The following is a 14,078-nucleotide window of genomic DNA, read 5'->3' on the forward strand; positions in this document are numbered from 1 at the left end:
TACCACCGGGAACACGCCCTGCGCCCGTGACTCCCGCCACTGAAGATCTCATCACTCTTTCGGGTGATCCCGGTCCGGAACATGACGCCTGGCGCGGAGGGGTCCCGCGACCCTCGTGTCCATGGGGACCAGCGTGCTCAGCCTGCGCATGGACCACGAGCTGCTCGAACGGCTCAGGTGCCATGCCGCGAAAAGAGGAATGAGCGTCCAGGACTATGTCGTCCGGACGCTCATTCGGGATGACTTCGACGAGCGGTTCCAGACCGCCGTCGAGGAGACGGAGAGGTTCTACGGGGTCACCTGACCCCGGGGATCAGGTCAGGCCGAGGGCCGGCATCAGGTAGTAGAAGGCGAAGACCGCCGCCACCACGTACATCGCCGCCGGCACGTCCTTGCCGCGGCCGGCCGCCAGGCGCAGCACCACGAAGGTGATGAAGCCCATGCCGATGCCGTTCGTGATCGAGTAGGTGAACGGCATCATCAGCATCGTCACGAAGGCCGGGATGGCGATCGTGTAGTCCGCCCAGTCGATCTCCCTGACCGAGCCGGACAGGATCAGGAAGCCCACCGCGAGCAGCGCCGGGGTGGCCGCCTGGGACGGCACCATGGTGGCGATCGGGGTCAGGAACAGCGCCACCGCGAACAGCGCGCCGGTGACGACGTTGGCGAAGCCGGTCCTGGCGCCCTCGCCGACGCCCGCCGTCGACTCCACGAAGCAGGTGGTGGCGGAGGAGGAGCTGGCGCCACCGGCGGCGACCGCGATGCCGTCGACGAAGAGGACCTTGTTGATGCCGGGCATCTGCCCCTGGGCGTCGGTCAGCTTCGCCTCGTCGCTGATGCCCATGATCGTGCCCATGGCGTCGAAGAAGGTCGACAGCAGCACGGTGAAGACGAACAGGACGCCGGTGAGCACACCGACCTTCCCGAAGCCGCCGAACAGGCTGACCTTGCCCAGCAGGCCGAAGTCGGGGGTGGCCACCGGGCTGCCCGGCCACTTCGGGGTGGTCAGACCCCAGGAGGGCACCTTTGCGACGGAGTTGATCACGAGCGCCAGGACGGTCATCGCGATGATCGAGATCAGGATCGCGCCGGGCACCTTGCGCAGGATCAGCGCCAGGGTGAGCAGCGCGCCCAGGATGAAGACGAGAACCGGCCAGCCGTTGAGATGGCCGTCGGCGCCGAGCTGGAGCGGGACGGTGGTGTGGGCGGCGTCCGGGATACGGGAGACGAAGCCGGAGTCGACGAGCCCGATCAGCATGATGAACAGGCCGATACCGATGGCGATGCCCTTGCGCAGACCGAGCGGCACGGCGTTCATCACGCGCTCGCGCAGTCCGGTGGCGACCAGCAGCATCACCACGAAACCGGCCAGGACCACCATGCCCATGGCGTCCGGCCACGTCATGCGCGGCGCGAGCTGGAGCGCGACGACCGTGTTGACGCCGAGGCCGGCGGCGAGCGCGATCGGCACGTTGCCGATGACGCCCATGAGCAGCGTGGTGAACGCGGCGGTCACGACGGTGGCGGTGACGAGCTGGCCGTTGTCGAGCTGGTGCCCGTACATGTCCTTCGCGCTGCCCAGGATGATCGGGTTCAGCACGATGATGTAGGCCATCGCGAAGAAGGTGGCGAAACCGCCGCGGATCTCTCGGGACAGCGTGCTGCCCCGCTCGGAGATCTTGAAGTAGCGGTCGAGGGCGCCGTACGGGGGCGTTCCCGGCTGCTCGGGGGCGGAAGCCTTGGCGGTGGCCGAGGTGGACATGCGGGTGACCTCAAGGGTGCGGGTGAGTAGGAGTTCCGGGCCGGACCGAGGAGCAAACCGACAAGCAACAGGTTCCCCCAGGTCCCTGTTGTGACTCTGTTGGTGATTCCTACGAAGAGAAGTGGCCAGACTCGGACCGTTTCAGTATGAACATATGAAGCACAAAAGACCATCTCCGCGCGTAGACCATGCCTCTGCCAGGGACGGGACGCTTCCGCCCCGCGCCCCGTAAGCTGATCCCCATGGCGAAGTGGACCCCCAAGCACGAGGCGCCGGAGCCCCTGGAGGGCCCCGTGGTCGCCACCATCACCGGCGGCACGATCGTGTGGTTCGTCCTCTTCCTGGTCCAGCTCCCCTTCTACGGCTGGTTCGACGACCACGGCCACGCCTGGTGGGTGTGGACCTGCCTGGCCGGCGGCGGCCTGGGCCTGATCGGCATCTGGTACGTCCGTAAGCGGGACGCCGCCATCAAGCGGGCGGCGGCAAAGCGGGCGGGGCTGCCGCAGCAGCCGACGTCCGCGGAATAGGGAGCCCCCGACCCGGACGAGCGGGCCGAGGCAGGGCGCGCCCGCCCCGGCCCAGGCCCCGGACCGGGGCCGCCCTCGTCAGCGGACGACGTCGGTGTCGCAGCCGGTGTCGTCGAGCTCGGCCGCGAACGGAGCGCCCTCCCAGTCACCGGCGACGGTCACGGCACGGGCTCCGCACACACCGGCGATCCGAAGGCATTCGGCCGCGTCCGCCCCGTCGAGCACCCCGTTGAGGTAGCCGGCGGCGAACGCGTCTCCGGCGCCCACCGGGTCGACGACGGCGACCGGCTGGGGCCGCTGCCGGTGGACGGCCCCGTCGACGCAGGCGACGCTGCCGGCGGAGCCGAGTTTGATCACGACCTGGCCGGGGCCGAGTGCGGCGATGGCCCTCGCCTGCCGCTCGGGATCCTTCTCGTCGGTGAACAGCAGGGCTTCCTCGGTGGTGGCGAAGAAGATGCCTGCCTTGCCGAGCAGATGGCTCAGCACCGGACGGGCCCGGTCCTCGTCCCACAGCCGGGAGCGGAAGTTGGCGTCGAAGGAGACGGTGACGCCGTGCTCCTCGGCGATGGTGACGGCCCTGCGCACCGCGTCGGACGCGGACGCGCTCAGGGCCGGCGTGATGCCGGTGACGTGCAGGATCCGCGCGCCGGCGATCAGGGCCTCGTCGAGGTCGGCGGGCGCGAGGCGGGAGCCGGCGCTGTGGGTGCGGTAGTAGCCGACCTGGACCCGGCCCGAGGCCTGGCGGGTCTTGAGCATCAGGCCGGTCGGCGCGGGGTCGCGCACGATCGAGGTCGAGACGGCCTCGGCGCGCAGCTCCCTGGCGATGAGCGCGCCGACCTCGTCCGTGCCCAGCCGGCCGATCCAGTGCGCAGCGCGGCCGAGCCGGGCCAGCCCGATGGCCACATTGCTCTCGGCGCCGCCGAAGCCGAGTCGCAGGGTGGGCTGTCGGATCAGCGGCATGTCCGCCGACTGGGTGAGCAGTCCGATGGACTCGCCGAGGGTGACGACTTCGGGACCCATCGCGCTCACACCGCTTCCTCGATCGACGTGAACAGGGTGGCCGCGCGCCGGGCGATCACCGACACGTCGCCGTCGCGCAGCGCGCTGCCGGTGAGCGCGCCGCCCAGGCTGACCGCGACCGCCCCGGCGGCCACGTACGAGCCGGCGGTCTCCACCGTGATCCCTCCCGACGGGACGAACGGGATGCCGGGGAACGGTTCGCGCAGGCTGCGCAGGTGGCCGGGGCCGCCGGTGGCGGCGGGGAAGATCTTGACGGCGTCGGCGCCGAGGGCGTGGGCCCGCATCACCTCGGACGGCGACCAGGCGCCGACGATGCTCGGGACCCCGTGTCCGGACGCGATCCGGGGCAGTGCGTCCACCAGGCCGGGTGACACGGCGAACCCGGCTCCGGCGTCGATCGCAGCGCGGGTGAGGGACTCGTCGGTGAGGGTGCCGGCGCCGATCACCGCGTCGGCCGAGAACTGCCGGACGGTGCGTTCCAGAACGGCCGTGAAGTCCGGGGTGGTGGCGGTCAGTTCGATCGCTCGCACACCGGCGCGTATGAGCGCGGCCACGGTGGTGGCGAGGTGCTCGGTCGTCGCGGGCCGCAGCACGGCCACGACACGGGTCTCGGTCAGGGCCGGGGGCAGGGGCAGGGGGGCCGCCGATTGGGCCACGGAGCAGCTCCTTCTCACAACAGGGTGGTGGGGGGCGGGCCGCCTGGTCGCCTTCGACGAGGCAGGTCACGCCGTGGGTCGGGGGTGGTCAGCGGAACCTGGTGGCGCCCCGGCCGCGCCGCGCGAGCGGGCTCCGGCCGGGTCCGGCACCGGGGGCGGCCATGGTCATCCGCGGCCTCCCCACCGCTGCGTGATGGCGCGGGCCGCCGCTGTCACCAGGGGCGCCACCTGCGGGACCCGCTCGGCCGGCATGCGTTCCTCGGGCGCCGACACGCTGATCGCGTGGGTCGCGGCCCCGGTGGCGTCGAAGACCGGGGCGGCGACGCAGCGCACTCCCGCCTCGTTCTCGACGTCGTCGATCGCCCAGCCGCGGGCCCGGGTCTTCGCGAGCTCGGCGCGCAGCGCGTCGCCGTCGGTGATGGTGTTCCCGGTGCGCGGGGTCATGCCGGCCGCGATCACCGCGTCGACGACGGCGGCGTCGGCGTGGGCCAGCATGGCCTTGCCGACGCTGGTGCAGTACGCCGACTGGGTGGTGCCGATCCGCGACGCCATCCGCACGGGAAGCGGGCTGTCGACCTTGTCGACGTAGACCACGTGCGGGAAGTCCGCCGTGACCAGGTGAACGGTCTCGTTCGTCGACTCCGACAGGTCCTTCAGCACGTCGCGTGCGTCGCGGTGCGGGTCGTTTCCGGCCAGGTACACCTGGCCGAGCTGGGCGTTGCGCCAGCCGAGCCGGTAGGCGCCGCCCGGCAGGACCTGGACGAACCGGGCGTCGATGAGCGGTTGCAGCAGACGCAGCACCGTGGACTTGCTCAGGCCCTGCTGCGCGGCCAGCTCGGTGAGCGTGCAGCCGCGGCCCTCGACGTCGTCGCCGAGCCTGATGAGGATCCCGAGCGCCCGGCGCAGCGAGGCCGAGTTGTTGCGCGCGCCGGGGGTGGGGGCGAGCTGGTCGGTCACAAGTGGCCTCCTCGCTGAACCGGTGTGCCGGGTGCCGCGCCGATCGTGCCGAGCATCGTAGGCCACGATCGGTGCTATGCAGCATATCGTTGTGCAATGCACAACACCGGTCGCTCGCCACACTCGTACGACGGCGGTACGAGCCCCTCTCCTCCCCAGGTCGGATCTTCCGCCTCCCCGACGAGTGAAGCCGCACAACCGCACGTACCGTCGAATGCATGACGCACATCGACGCGGGCGCAGAACTCGACCCCGTGCACCCCGTGCCCGTGCCGGCGGTCCGGTCGACCGGACTCACCTCCGCCGAGGTCGCGGAGCGCATCGCCCGCGGCGAGATCAACGACGTGCCGGTGCGCAGCAGCCGGTCGCTCCCCGACATCGTCCGCGCCAACGTCTTCACCCGGTTCAACGCGATCATCGGCGTCCTGTGGCTGGTCACGCTGTTCGTCGCCCCGATCCAGGACAGCCTGTTCGGCTTCGTGATCATCGCCAACACCGGCATCGGGATCCTCCAGGAGTGGCGGGCGAAGAAGACCCTCGACTCGCTCGCCGTCATAGGCGAGGCCCGCCCCACGGTGCGCCGCGACGACACCGCCGTCGAGATCGCCACCCCCGAGATCGTCCGCGGCGACCTCATCGAGATCGGTCCCGGCGACAAGGTCGTCGTCGACGGGACCTGTGTCGAGACCGACGGTCTGGAGATCGACGAGTCGCTGCTCACCGGCGAGGCCGACCCCGTCGTCAAACGGCCCGGCGACCGTGTGATGTCCGGCAGCTTCGTCGTCGCCGGCGGCGGCGCCTTCCAGGCGACCAGGGTCGGCCGCGGCGCCTACGCCGCCCAGCTCGCCGAGGAGGCCTCCCGTTTCACGCTCGTCCACTCCGAGCTGCGCACCGGCATCTCCACCATCCTCAAGTACGTGACGTGGATGATGGTCCCGACCGCGGTCGGCCTGGTCATCAGCCAGCTCGTGGTGAAGAACAACGACCTGCGCGAGTCCGTCGCCCGCACCATCGGCGGGATCGTCCCCATGGTCCCCGAGGGCCTGGTCCTGCTCACCTCCGTCGCCTTCGCCATCGGTGTGATCCGGCTGGGCCGCAAGCAGTGCCTGGTGCAGGAACTGCCCGCCATCGAGGGCCTCGCCCGCGTCGACACCGTCTGCCTGGACAAGACCGGCACCCTCACCGAGGGCGGCATGGACGTCACCGAGCTGAGGTCGCTCGACGGCTACGACGAGTCGTACGTGCGCAAGGTGCTCGGCGCGCTCGGCGAGTCCGACCCGCGCCCCAACGCCTCCCTCCAGGCGATCATCGCCGCCTGCCCGGACAGCGAGGAGTGGCGCTGCGTGGAGTCGCTGCCCTTCTCCTCCGCCCGCAAGTACAGCGGCGCCAGCTTCAGCGAGGGCGACGGCGAGTCCAGTACGTGGTTGCTGGGCGCCCCGGACGTGCTGCTGCCGGCCGAGGCCCCCGCCCTAGCCGAGACCGGGCGGCTGAACGAACAGGGCCTGCGCGTGCTGCTGCTCGCCCGTGCCGCACGCGACCTGGACGACCCGGAGGTGGCCCGGACCGTGCGGCCGGCCGCGCTGGTCGTGCTGGAGCAGCGGCTGCGGCCCGACGCCGCCGAGACGCTGCGCTACTTCGCCGAGCAGGACGTCAGCGCCAAGGTCATCTCCGGCGACAACGCGGTGTCCGTAGGCGCGGTCGCCGCGAAGGTCGGCCTCGACGGGACCGCCGTCGACGCCCGCCGGCTGCCCGCCGGGCGGGACGAGATGGCCCCGGTGGTGGACGGGGGCACGGTGTTCGGGCGGGTCACCCCGCAGCAGAAGCGGGACATGGTGGGCGCCCTCCAGTCACGCGGGCGCACGGTCGCGATGACCGGCGACGGGGTGAACGACGTGCTGGCGCTGAAGGACGCGGACATCGGCGTGGCGATGGGCTCGGGCTCGGAGGCCACCCGGGCGGTCGCGCAGATCGTGCTGCTGAACAACAGCTTCGCCGTCCTGCCGTCCGTGGTCGCGGAGGGGCGTCGGGTGATCGGCAACATCACCCGGGTCGCGACCCTGTTCCTGGTGAAGACGGTCTACTCGGTGCTGCTGGCGGTGCTGGTGGTCTGCTCGCAGGTGGAGTATCCCTTCCTGCCCCGGCATCTGACCCTGCTGTCCACGCTCACCATCGGTGTGCCGGCCTTCTTCCTGGCCCTCGCGCCGAACACGGAACGGGCCCGGCCCCACTTCGTACGGCGGGTCATGCGCTACGCGGTGCCCGGCGGGACGGTGGCCGCCGTGGCGACCTTCGTGACGTATCTGGTCGCCCGCCACCACTACACGGGGCCGGGCGCCCTGGACGCGGAGACCAGCGCGGCCACGCTGACGCTGTTCCTGGTCTCGATGTGGGTCCTGGCGATCGTCGCCCGCCCCTGCACCTGGTGGCGGATCACCCTGGTGGCCTCGATGGGCCTGGCGTTCCTCGTCGTCCTGGCGGTGCCCGCGTTCCAGGACTTCTTCGCACTGAAGCTGGAGGGCACGACGATGCCGTGGCTCGCGGTGGGCATCGCGGTGGTGGCGGCGGCCGTCCTGGAGTTCCTGTGGAAGTGGACCGGCCGCCGCTTTCCCGTCTAGACGGGACGCCGGGTGGCTTACTTCACGTCGACGAAGTCACCCGCGGCGTTGACCGCCGGGGTGGTCGAGCTGCCCGCGAAGGAGTAGCGGTAGTAGCCGTCGACCGTGGCCTTGGTCGTGGTCTTCAGGTTCCCCTTGGAGTCCGTCTTGACCGTCTTCAGCGTCGTATAGGTGCTGGAGCCCTTCTTGCGGAACTGCAGCTTCACCGACTGGGCGGTGTAGCCCGCGTACTTGCCGCTCTCCCAGTTGGCCCGGGTCAGCTTGCCGGTGACGGTCAGGGTCTTGCCCTTCTTCACCGGCTCCGGCGCGGCGTCGGCGGTCAGCTTGGAGAGACGCTGGACCTTGAAGCTCTTGGCGTTTTCCTTCATCACGTAGTCGCCGTCCTTGGCGGCGGCGATCGCCCACACCTTCCAGGTGCCGGCGACGGAGTTGATGAGGTTGTCCATCGGCTTCAGGGTGAAGGTGGACGTGCAGTTGAACGTCGTGGCGTTGACCTTGGTGCACTTGGCGCTGCCGTCGCTGCTGTTGGCCACCGCGCCGCTGTCGGACTTCGCGACGCTCGCACCGTGGTACAGGACCGCCTGCGCGAAGTCGATGCCGGAGTCGTCCGTGGCGGTGAAGGTGACGGTGACCTTCTTGGCGCCCGTGGCGGTGACGACGACCGGCTTGCCGCCGTTCACGACGACATTGGAGATCTTGGTGTCTCCTTCCACCTCGTCGGCGTGCGCTGCGGGCACGGCGAGGGCGGAGAGGGCCAGGGCGCCGGACACGGCTGCCACAGTGGCTCGTATACGCATACGTTTCCCCAGGTGGAGAATGGGGCCGGCGCCGGTCGTCCCTGACGGTTCGGCTTCGGCGCGGGGCCCAATGATCGTGGAGTCTGTCTGACTCACATGATCAGATCGCTGATCCGTGAAGAAGGTTGCACGGAGATCTGGATTTCTTGTGTCCGCCCGGGCGGTGGCGCGACCGACCGCCGCCCGGGACAGAGCAGTGCCGCCTACTTGACGTCGACGAAGTCGGCCTTGGCATCGACCGCCGAGGTGGCCGAGTTCCCCGCGAACGAGTAGCGGAAGTAGCCGTCGGCCGTGGCCTTGGTCGTGGTCTTCAGCCTGCCCTTGGAGTCCGTCTTGACGGACTTCAGCGTCTTGTAGGTGCTGGAGCCCTTCTTGCGGAACTGGAGCTTCACCGGCTGGGAGGCGTAGCCGCCGTACTTCAGCGTCTCCCAGTTGGCCCGGGTGAGCGCGCCCGTGACCGTTATGGTCTTGCCTTTCTTCACCGGCTCCGGCGCCGCGTCAACCGTGAGCTTGGCGGCGCGCTGGAAGAGGAAGGAGCCGGCCTTCTCCTTCCAGATGTAGTCCCCGTCGTTGGCGTCGATCCACGCGTCGACGTACCAGCGGCCGGCGTTCTTGTTGCTGAGGTAGTCGACCTTCGGGTCGACCTTGACCGAGCCGGTGCAGGTCGAGGTGGTGGCGTTGACGACGGTGCAGGTCGGCTTGCTACTCGTGGCGAATCCGAAGCCGGGGCCCTGCAGCGTGAACGAGTCGGCCCGCTTGATGCCCGAGTTGTCCGTCGCCGTGACGCTGACCTTGATCGTCTTCAGCCCGGACGTCGAGATGGCCACCTTGTTGTCGCCGTCGACGACGACCTTGGTGATCTTGACGTCGCCGAACCCGCCGTCGGCCTGCGCGGCCGGGACGGCGAGGGCGGACAGGGCCAGTACGCCGGTCACGACGGCGGCAGAGGCACGAATGCGCATGTGTTGTCCCCACGTTCAGGAGGCCGGGCCGCCGCGGCTCGACACCATGCGCGCCCGGTCCATGTCTGAGGAGCCTGCTGACTCCACTGACATGACCGGGGGCGGAAGTGAAAGGTTGTACGACTGATGACGGGTGCACGGAGGAAACGTGAAGACCGGTGGCCGGTCGGCATCCGACCTCGGGGAAATACCGGCGGGAACAGTTCCGCCATCGGGTGCCGGCGACAGGTCGCGCGCCGCCCTAGACCAGTAGCTCGCCGTTGCGGGCCACCACTCGTCCGCCGGACATCACAAGTTCGCGCTGAGGGGACCGCATCAGGGCGTCCTGCACGTTCTCGGCGTCGACCAGCACGATGTCCGCGGGCGCGCCCGCGGCGAGATCGTGGACGCCCCGGTGCACGAAGCCCGCGGCTCGGGTGGTGGCGAGCTCCACCGCGTAGCCGAGGTCCTCGTCGGTCCGCAGGCCGTGGAGCCGCGCGAAGTCCAGGGCCACGCGCAGCAGGTCGCCGTCGCCGAACGGGGACCACAGGTCGCGGATCCCGTCGGTGCCCAGACCCACCGGCATCCCCCGGTCCCGCATCCCGCGCCAGGGCAGCGGCGCCGTGCGCACCGGCGCGACCGTCGACCAGGAGACTCCGGCCTCGGCCAGCTCGTCGAGCAGGTCGGCCTGCCGGCCCGCGGGCACCTCCCCGAGGGCGAAGCCGTGGGAGACGTTGACCTTCCCCCGCAGCCCGGCGCGGCGGGTGCGGTCGGCGATGAGCTCGAACTGGAAGGCGCCCAGCTCTCCCCCGTCGTGCAGGTGGATGTCGATGCCGACCCCGCGCCGCTCGGCGATCTCGAACAGCCCGTCGAGCTGCTTCACCGGGTCGCGGTCGATCGCCGCCGGGTCGAGTCCGCCGATGCTGCCCGCACCGTTCGCCGCCGCCCGGTCCAGCAGGTCGAGGACGCCGGGCCTGCGGACCACCCCGTCCTGCGGGAACGCGACGATCTCCACCTCGATCGCGCCGCCGAGCACCTCCGCCGCCTCGCGGACGGCGTCGATCCCGCGCAGGCCGACTCCGAGGTCGACGTCGACGTGGCTGCGCACCGCGGTGACGCCGTGCCGCAGGAACTCCCTCAGCACCGTGAGGCTGTTGCCCGCGCTGGGGATGCCGAGCGCGTCCCGCTCGGCTCGTTCGTGCGCGATGCGTCCCGCGGTGGTGGGCTCGCCGCCGTAGGACACCCACGGGCGGCCCCACCAGCTCTTGTCCACGTGGGCGTGCGCGTTGATGAAGCCGGGCAGGGCGAGCAGTCCGCCGCCGTCCACGCGCTCACCGGGCTCGCCCGCGGCACCGGCGGGCACCAGGTCGCGGATCTTCCCGTCGGAGACGACGATGTCGACGGCCGCCATGCCCCAGGGACGGACATTGGTCAGAGTCAGATCAGCCATTCCAGAATGGTATACCGGAAGGCCGTACATCGGACTCGCACCAAGACAGCTCGCCGTGCGCGGCGATCGCGCGTCGGCCACCCTTGAGGCGCTCGGATCCAGCACGCCGCGAGATGGCGACTATTCGGTATACAGATTCAGTCGAACCAGCGGTCCCGTGCCAGTTCCCCCGTCCGGGACGGGTCCTCAAGGAGCGCCGCGACCTCGAACCGGCGCGGCCACTGGCCCGACGCCCAGGCGAGGCCGGCGGCCACGCCCTCCAGGGTGGCCGCGTGCAGGACGCCGTCGGAGGTGAGACGCCAGTCCAGCTCGGTGCCGTCGACGACCAGTTCCTCGTGCTCGACGTAGGTGCGGGGGGTGCGCGCTCCGAGCAGGACCCGTACCGGCTCCGGTACGTCGTGCTCGGTGCCCTCGGAGCCGACCTCGCCGGTGACGGACTCGCTCAGCCGCCGCACCTGGAACAGCTCGGCCAGCTCGGCGGCCAGCGCGGGCCGTACGGGCAGCAGCGGGACGCCCTCGGTGAACGGCAGCAGGTCCGGCGAGTCGCACACCACGGCGTCGGCGGCGTCCACGACCTCCACCCGGCCGTCGACCACGGCCCGCACCTCGTCCGGCAGCGTCACCTGTTCCGGATCGAGTTCGGCCAGCGCCCCGTACAGGGCGTGCAGTTGGGCGGAGGTCACGGGGCGCTCGGGGTCGGCGAGCCGTTCCAGCAACTCCGCGGCGCCGCCCGGCTCCTCGAGCAGCGCGGCGACGCTGGTGCGCACGCCGAGCGCGCGCAGCACCTGCTCGTCGTCGAAGCCGGCGGCGTCGGCCTCCTCGTACAGTCCGCGCAGCAGCGGGTCGGAGCCGGCGGCGCGCAGACCGGCCGGGCGGCGCCCGCCGAGCACCGGGTGCCCGCGCAGCCACCACGCGGTGTACGGCCGGACGATCTCGTGGGTGCCGTCGGGCAGCAGGATCCGCACCGGCTGGGTGAGCGCGTCCCGCAGCGGCGGCCGGGCCAGCAGCGCGAGCGCCCGGGGCCACTGCTCGTCGTCGACGAGGTCCAGGTCGCGCACGGCGACGATCTCGGTGGCGACCGGCGGCACGGGGGTGTCCGGGAACCGGTCGAGCAGGTCCTCGCACCACACGTCGACCGCGTCGAGTAGCCCGGGGTCGTCCGGCTCGGGGAAGTCCCCTTCGCGCGGGTCGAGTTCGTCCGGGTCGAGGACGACGTCCGTGGCCCGCACCAGCGCGAAGTTCGCCAGCACACCGCACGCGGCGAGCGGCTGCTCACCCCACCTTCCGGCCAGCTCGGCATCCACGGCGGGGAGTTCGCCCTCGCGCATGAGGCGGGCGAACGGGCCTCCGGGCAGGACGAGTTCGCCGGCCGGGGCGAGTTCGCCGTCCTCGTCGGGCAGGGCGAGCGCGCCCAGCCAGGGCTCGTCGCCGGGTTCGAGTGCGGCGTCCCGGACCAACGCGAGGACGGTGTCGGCGAGTTCCTCGGCGTCCGGGGTGTCCTCGTCCCATCCGCCGGTGTCCTCGTCGAGGGAGGCGGCGACGGCGGCCCGCACCTGCGGGGTGGTGAGCACGGCACGCGGCGTCGCGGGCAGGGCGCCGAGCTTCTCCAGGAGGGGATGGACGGCGTCCGGGTGGGCGACCTTCAGACCGAGCCGGGCGAGCACCTCCGGGTCGCTGAGGGCGTCGCCTGCGACGGGCAGCAGGACCTGCCGGGGCCCGATGGTCGTACGGCCGTCGGCCAGCGGCACGGGCAGCCCGGAGAGCCGGTCGGGGTCGACGCCCGCGAGGCTCTCGTACAGCCGCCGCCACCAGTCCGGCTCCTTCTCCAGGCCGGCCAGCCGGTCGACGGCGTCGGTCAGCGGCAGACGGGCCACGCCCAGCGTGCGCAGCTCCACACGCCGTTCGAGTCCGGCGGGCAGCAGCGTGGGCAGCACCTCGGCGAGGACGCGCACGGTGGCGGCGCCCGCGCCCTCGACCACCTCGGCGTCCCGGGGGCGGAGGGATTCGGGCAGGTCGGAGTCCTGTTCCCCGGGTACGGCCGCGGGCGGCAGGAAGGAGGTGCGCGGCAGCCGGTCGAGGACGGCCTGCCGCAGCGCGCCGTCCAGTTCGCCCTTGCCGAGGGGCCCCGGCACGAGGTCGATGACGCCCTCGGTCACCGGCCGCCAGGCGGCGAGGAGTTCGGCGTAGGCGTCGGCCGCGCGCTGCACGAGGAAGTCGGTGAGCGGGCCGGGCGCGGTGTGGCGGCGGGTGCTGTCCAGCGGGAACGAGGCGATGAGCAGGGCCGGCACGCCGAGGGGTTCGTCGCTGGGGGTCGGGGCGTGGACGACGGGGCTGGTGCGGGGGCGGGCCGGGGTGCCGTCGGCGTCCACGGGGACGGCCCAGGTGACCGACCAGTGCGGGCGCAGGCGCTCCTCCACCGGGCGGTCGGCGAGGAGGTCCGGGGTGAGCGGGCCGTGCGCGCCGGCCGTACGCCAGCGGGTGGTGCCCTCGAGGGTGTCCTCCACGACCGTCAGGGCGCCCTCGGTGCGGCGGCTCAGGGTGCGCGGTGCGGCGTCGCCGATCTCGACCACGACCTCCTCGAGCCCGGGCAGGGCGAGGAGCAGGGCGTCGTCGACGGCGTGCAGGAGGCGTTCGGCGAGGTCGGCGGCGGCCGCGTCGCGCAGGCGCAGGATGACGACCGTGTCGTAGGGGTCGGGCGCGGTGCCCTCGGCGGCGAACGGCAGCCGCAGCAGCGGTACATGTCCTTCGCGGCGGCGGATCTCGTCGCCGAGCCCGGGGCTGTGCCGTGCGGTCTCCTCCGCGAGCGCGCGGGCCTCGGCCAGCGACCACCGGACACCGCCGTGCCGGCCGACGACGGCGGGCTCGTCGGTGACGGCGAGGACGGCGGCGAAGCCGACGCCGAAGCGGCCGACGGCGCGGTCGCGGGAGTCGTCGCGCTTGGCGGAGGCCCGGAGCGTGGCCAGCGACTCCACGCCGGCCGCGTCGAGCGGGGCGCCGGTGTTGGCGGCGAGCAGCACGTCGTCGCGCAGGGTGAGCCGCAGCCGGCCGGGCACGCCCGCGCGGGCGGCGGCGTCGGCCGCGTTCTGCGCCAGCTCGACGACGAGCCGGTCGCGGTAGCCGCCGAGGACGAGGTCCTCCTCCGCGTTGGCGTCCTCGCGGAACCGGGCCGGGCTGGTGGCCCAGGCGTCCAGCACGCCGCGGCGCAGGCGCGCGGTCCCGAACGGATCGCCTCCGGCGGACGGCTGCACCAACATGCTCACGTTCACTCTCCTCATCGGCGTGACGACGAAGGTACCGCGCGTGGGAGAGGCCATTCGCCCGGCGGACGGACGGACGGACCGGTCCGGGCCGGT

General features: G+C 71.9%; 11 protein-coding genes. 3 read left to right on the forward strand and 8 right to left on the reverse strand.

Features of this window, described 5'->3' with window-relative positions; genetic code table 11:
- Nucleotides 1-121: 121 nt before the first annotated feature.
- Nucleotides 122-304: a ribbon-helix-helix protein, CopG family gene (locus ACF09J_RS14595; RefSeq protein ID WP_392305755.1), complete on the forward strand. Its 183-nt coding sequence runs from the start codon at nucleotides 122-124 to the stop codon at nucleotides 302-304.
- Between the two features lie 9 nt (nucleotides 305-313).
- On the opposite strand, the gene ACF09J_RS14600 is transcribed toward ACF09J_RS14595, so the two are convergent.
- Nucleotides 314-1,762: an NCS2 family permease gene (locus tag ACF09J_RS14600; RefSeq protein WP_392305756.1), complete on the reverse strand. Its 1,449-nt coding sequence runs from the start codon at nucleotides 1,760-1,762 to the stop codon at nucleotides 314-316.
- Between the two features lie 242 nt (nucleotides 1,763-2,004).
- On the opposite strand from ACF09J_RS14600, the gene ACF09J_RS14605 reads away from it, so the two are divergent.
- Nucleotides 2,005-2,289 (forward strand): DUF2530 domain-containing protein, encoded by a 285-nt coding sequence (locus ACF09J_RS14605; protein ID WP_392305757.1) that lies wholly within the window; start codon nucleotides 2,005-2,007, stop codon nucleotides 2,287-2,289.
- A gap of 78 nt (nucleotides 2,290-2,367) precedes the next feature.
- On the opposite strand, the gene ACF09J_RS14610 is transcribed toward ACF09J_RS14605, so the two are convergent.
- The 3 genes from ACF09J_RS14610 to ACF09J_RS14620 all read right to left on the reverse strand — a co-directional run bounded on the left by ACF09J_RS14610 (nucleotide 2,368) and on the right by ACF09J_RS14620 (nucleotide 4,922).
- Complete coding sequence (locus ACF09J_RS14610) at nucleotides 2,368-3,309, reverse strand: sugar kinase (RefSeq protein WP_392305844.1); 942 nt, start codon at nucleotides 3,307-3,309, stop codon at nucleotides 2,368-2,370.
- Between the two features lie 5 nt (nucleotides 3,310-3,314).
- On the reverse strand, nucleotides 3,315-3,965 hold the full coding sequence (locus tag ACF09J_RS14615) for a bifunctional 4-hydroxy-2-oxoglutarate aldolase/2-dehydro-3-deoxy-phosphogluconate aldolase (RefSeq protein ID WP_392305758.1): 651 nt from the start codon (nucleotides 3,963-3,965) through the stop codon (nucleotides 3,315-3,317).
- Between the two features lie 165 nt (nucleotides 3,966-4,130).
- Nucleotides 4,131-4,922 carry an IclR family transcriptional regulator gene (locus ACF09J_RS14620; RefSeq protein ID WP_392305759.1) on the reverse strand — a complete coding sequence of 264 codons (792 nt, stop codon included), beginning with the start codon at nucleotides 4,920-4,922 and terminating at the stop codon, nucleotides 4,131-4,133.
- A 218-nt stretch (nucleotides 4,923-5,140) separates the two neighbouring features.
- Here ACF09J_RS14620 and ACF09J_RS14625 point away from each other — a divergent pair, with 218 nt between their 5' ends.
- Nucleotides 5,141-7,537 (forward strand): HAD-IC family P-type ATPase, encoded by a 2,397-nt coding sequence (locus ACF09J_RS14625; protein WP_392305760.1) that lies wholly within the window; start codon nucleotides 5,141-5,143, stop codon nucleotides 7,535-7,537.
- Between the two features lie 17 nt (nucleotides 7,538-7,554).
- Here the strand turns inward: ACF09J_RS14625 and ACF09J_RS14630 are convergent, their stop codons facing one another.
- From ACF09J_RS14630 to ACF09J_RS14645, 4 genes are all read right to left on the reverse strand, one after another.
- Nucleotides 7,555-8,334 carry a DUF5707 domain-containing protein gene (locus tag ACF09J_RS14630; RefSeq protein WP_392305761.1) on the reverse strand — a complete coding sequence of 260 codons (780 nt, stop codon included), beginning with the start codon at nucleotides 8,332-8,334 and terminating at the stop codon, nucleotides 7,555-7,557.
- Between the two features lie 203 nt (nucleotides 8,335-8,537).
- Nucleotides 8,538-9,296: a calcium-binding protein gene (locus tag ACF09J_RS14635; protein WP_392305762.1), complete on the reverse strand. Its 759-nt coding sequence runs from the start codon at nucleotides 9,294-9,296 to the stop codon at nucleotides 8,538-8,540.
- Nucleotides 9,297-9,537: 241 nt separating this feature from the next.
- Nucleotides 9,538-10,725, reverse strand: coding sequence for an amidohydrolase (locus ACF09J_RS14640; protein WP_392305763.1), 1,188 nt, complete (start codon nucleotides 10,723-10,725; stop codon nucleotides 9,538-9,540).
- A gap of 137 nt (nucleotides 10,726-10,862) precedes the next feature.
- Nucleotides 10,863-13,985: a sacsin N-terminal ATP-binding-like domain-containing protein gene (locus ACF09J_RS14645; protein ID WP_392305764.1), complete on the reverse strand. Its 3,123-nt coding sequence runs from the start codon at nucleotides 13,983-13,985 to the stop codon at nucleotides 10,863-10,865.
- Nucleotides 13,986-14,078: the final 93 nt, after the last annotated feature.

The sequence above is a fragment of the Streptomyces sp. NPDC014889 genome (assembly GCF_043081205.1).
GTDB lineage: Bacteria > Actinomycetota > Actinomycetes > Streptomycetales > Streptomycetaceae > Streptomyces.

Bases quoted from the DNA above. Each gene is read 5' to 3' on its own strand.
- ACF09J_RS14595 (WP_392305755.1), top strand. From the start codon at position 122: ATGGGGACCAGCGTGCTCAGCCTGCGCATGGACCACGAGCTGCTCGAA.
- ACF09J_RS14600 (WP_392305756.1), bottom strand. From the start codon at position 1,762: ATGTCCACCTCGGCCACCGCCAAGGCTTCCGCCCCCGAGCAGCCGGGA.
- ACF09J_RS14605 (WP_392305757.1), top strand. From the start codon at position 2,005: ATGGCGAAGTGGACCCCCAAGCACGAGGCGCCGGAGCCCCTGGAGGGC.
- ACF09J_RS14610 (WP_392305844.1), bottom strand. From the start codon at position 3,309: ATGGGTCCCGAAGTCGTCACCCTCGGCGAGTCCATCGGACTGCTCACC.
- ACF09J_RS14625 (WP_392305760.1), top strand. From the start codon at position 5,141: ATGACGCACATCGACGCGGGCGCAGAACTCGACCCCGTGCACCCCGTG.
- ACF09J_RS14630 (WP_392305761.1), bottom strand. From the start codon at position 8,334: ATGCGTATACGAGCCACTGTGGCAGCCGTGTCCGGCGCCCTGGCCCTC.
- ACF09J_RS14635 (WP_392305762.1), bottom strand. From the start codon at position 9,296: ATGCGCATTCGTGCCTCTGCCGCCGTCGTGACCGGCGTACTGGCCCTG.
- ACF09J_RS14640 (WP_392305763.1), bottom strand. From the start codon at position 10,725: ATGGCTGATCTGACTCTGACCAATGTCCGTCCCTGGGGCATGGCGGCC.